The sequence below is a fragment of the Streptomyces chiangmaiensis genome (genome assembly GCF_036281785.1).
GTDB classification, from domain to species: domain Bacteria; phylum Actinomycetota; class Actinomycetes; order Streptomycetales; family Streptomycetaceae; genus Streptomyces; species Streptomyces chiangmaiensis.
Genome location: NZ_JAYWVC010000453.1, coordinates 1 through 2,883, shown reverse-complemented (window position 1 = coordinate 2,883; position 2,883 = coordinate 1). Strand labels below are relative to the sequence as shown.

Sequence of the window (2,883 nt, the reverse complement as noted above, 5' to 3'; positions counted from 1 at the left end):
CGGGTGGGCGTCCAGGGCCGGGGGTGGTGGGTTTCGGCTTTCTGGCCGGGGTTCCCATGAGGCGCCGCAGGTGGGCGAAACCCCGGTGGACGCGTCCGGGGGTCAGGGCCCGGTGGACGGGCAGGGGTTTCTCCCAGCGGCGGCGGAGGTCAGGGGCCAGATGGCGGGCGGGGCGGAGCTGGGTGTAGGCGGCCAGGATGAGCCAGGTCCATCGATCTCCCTGGGCGGGAGTGCGGATCTGCGGGAGCGTCCAGCCCAGAAGTGTCTTGAGAGTTTTGAAGGTGTGTTCAAGATCGAAGCGGCGTAGATAGGTCTTCCACAGCACCTCGAGGTCGAAGGCGGTTCCGGCGGGGGCGTTGTGCCACAGCCATACGTCCTCGGGGGTGCGGCTGCCTGGCAGATGCTCGACGTGGATGCGGACCAAGGTGCCCGCCACGATGGGTAACTCGTCCCGCGCGGGCAGACGTGCCCAGCCGCCTTGGCGCCCGAGCTTTTGATGCAGCCCGTGCCAGGCACTGACTTCGACCTTTCCGTAACGGGGGCTGTCGGCGTGCAACTGCTCGTCCGGCGCCGGCCAGCTGGCCCACGCCTTGAGCGGATACCGCTCTCCGTGCCGGGGCGGCCTCCCCGGTCTGGCGTCCCGGCGGCACGCGGACGCCGCGCCGTAGAACACCCGGTCCGAGCGGACTCTTCCCAGGACCTGCACCGCCAGACCCTCCCGGCCGGCCAGGTAGCTGATCCGGCTCAGGTCATAGCCCGAGTCGAACACCATCACCGGAGCAGGCCGGTCAGTGAGCAGGCTCGTAGCCGTCAACTGCTCAACCACCCAGGCGACTTGACGCACCGTCGCCAAGGTGGCGTCGTCGTCCGGGCCAATCCGGACTGCGTCCAGCAGCACCGTCCACGAGCTCGCGCCCCACTCCAGACCGGCTGCGAAGGAATACGGCCAGCCCGGGATCGTCTTGCGTGAACCGTCGCAACGACAGGCCGTATAACAGTGGCACCGCTCCGCACTGGTCTCCGCGTCCGGACGAGGCCACGGCGAGACATCCACCGCGATCTTCAACGGCCCGTCATCTACCGGCGGCTCCCAGGCACCCGCCAGCAGTCCCCGCAGCGCACCGGTATCGACCGTCCCGCAGGCCAGCGCGTCGTACAAGGCGCCATGCCCACGCCGGAACGCGTTCACTTCCGACAGCTCCACCAGCGAACCCACCCGGCCCGGCGCGGTCAGCACCGCATCGACCAGCTCGAACAAAGCATCCGCACGCCAGCACAGACACTGATACAGGCCCTTTCGGAACGCGGTCAACCGCCTCCGGGCCACCGCCTCACCCTCGACCACCGCGGCCAGCCCTGGCATAGTCGGACCCACGGCCACCCTCCCACCTTCACAGACTCAGCACTCTGAAGGTGACGGGTGGCCGCCCTGCTGTCACGACTCACGACAAACTCCGACAAGAAACGATCTTGCCGAGGTTAAAAGTAAAGCTAAGAGGTCGCGCGGACAGGCGCGTTTGGGGGACACCGACAACAGAACGGGCACAGGTCCCGGTGATCATGGAGTTGCGACGCTCTGTGATCACTGGGGAGACCTGTGCCCGCGCTGCCATCGTGGCTCACCGAACCGCTCTGGGACCAATTGGCGGTCCTGCTGCCCGAGCGGTCGGAGTACCATCCGGCCCATCCACTGGGCTGCCACCGCCGGCGCATCAGCGACCGGATCGTCTTCGACAAGATGCTGCAGCTGCTGCGCTTCGGCTGTTCTTACGAGGCGATCGCCGACACGACCTGTTCGGCCACCACGATCCGCAGCCGCCGCGACGAGTGGATACGACTGGGCGTCTTCGCCCGGCTCAAGCAGATCGCGCTCGACTCCTACGACCGGATCGTGGGCCTCGTCCTCGACCAGCTCGCCGTGGACGGCTCCATCACCAAGGCTCCCGGAGGCGGCGAAGTGGCCGGGCGTTCTCCGGTCGACCGCGGCAAACAGGGCTTGAAACGCTCGGGCATGACGGACGGATACGGCATTCCGCTGGGCCGTGTCCTGGCCGGCGCCAACCGCCACGACTCCCCGCTGCTCGCCCCGACCCTGGACCGGCTGGACGAGCTGGGCCCGTTGCCCGTCGACGTCACCGTGCACCTGGACGCCGGCTACGACTCGGACAAGACCCGCGCTGTGCTCGACGAACGCGGCCTGCGCAGCCGCATCGCGCACAAGGGCGAGAAGGTGCCCATCCAGGCCAGTCAGCGTTGGCACGTGGAGCGCACCCACGCCTGGCAGAACGCCTTCTACCGGCTCGCCCGCTGCTACGAGCGGCGCGCCACCGTCGTCGACGCATTCTTCGACCTGGCCGACTCGATCATCACCGTGCGCAGTCTGATCCGGCGGGCATGGACGACTCACCGCTGAGACGAACGCCCGAGCCGCCGACCATGACCGCACCCGTATCCGTGCCGCCTCTCGGGCTTGTCCGGGCGATCAAGTGCGGAGCCAGACGATCAGGGACACTGCGGCGGCAGCATGATGTTGCCCAACCTCTACTGTTCGAACGAGCGGACAGAACGACACGAGGAATGGGACGGGATGTCGGACGACGAGGCCGATACATGGTTCGTATGGGGTGAGGGCACCGTGTTCCGCCGACCTGGCGGCAAAGGCATGTTGCTCAACGAGCATGCCTTTGAGCGGACGTTCGCCGCCATTGCCGCGCTGGATCCTGACTGGACACCACCACCGCCCTCCGAACCCGACGTCGAAGTGTGGTGGGGGGATCCTGTGGTGGTGGACGGGCCATGGTTGATCTTCACCAGTGGCACCGAATGAGGTTTTCTCAGCGGTGATCACTTCCAGATTCCGTTGAGGACGAGTGCAGCTCGTGC

Annotated in this window: 3 protein-coding genes; 2 read left to right on the top strand and 1 reads right to left on the bottom strand. The window is 67.3% G+C overall.

Annotated elements, in window-relative coordinates:
* Positions 1-1,381, bottom strand: a 1,381-nt coding sequence (locus VXC91_RS44260; protein ID WP_329512995.1) for an NF041680 family putative transposase, incomplete at its 3' end; no start/stop codon positions are given.
* Between the two features lie 216 nt (positions 1,382-1,597).
* On the opposite strand from VXC91_RS44260, the gene VXC91_RS44255 reads away from it, so the two are divergent.
* The gene (locus VXC91_RS44255) at positions 1,598-2,413 is read left to right on the top strand and encodes an IS5 family transposase (protein ID WP_329512994.1); all 816 of its coding nucleotides are present in this window, start codon (positions 1,598-1,600) and stop codon (positions 2,411-2,413) included.
* A gap of 174 nt (positions 2,414-2,587) precedes the next feature.
* Positions 2,588-2,827, top strand: coding sequence for a hypothetical protein (locus tag VXC91_RS44250; RefSeq protein ID WP_329512993.1), 240 nt, complete (start codon positions 2,588-2,590; stop codon positions 2,825-2,827).
* Positions 2,828-2,883: the final 56 nt, after the last annotated feature.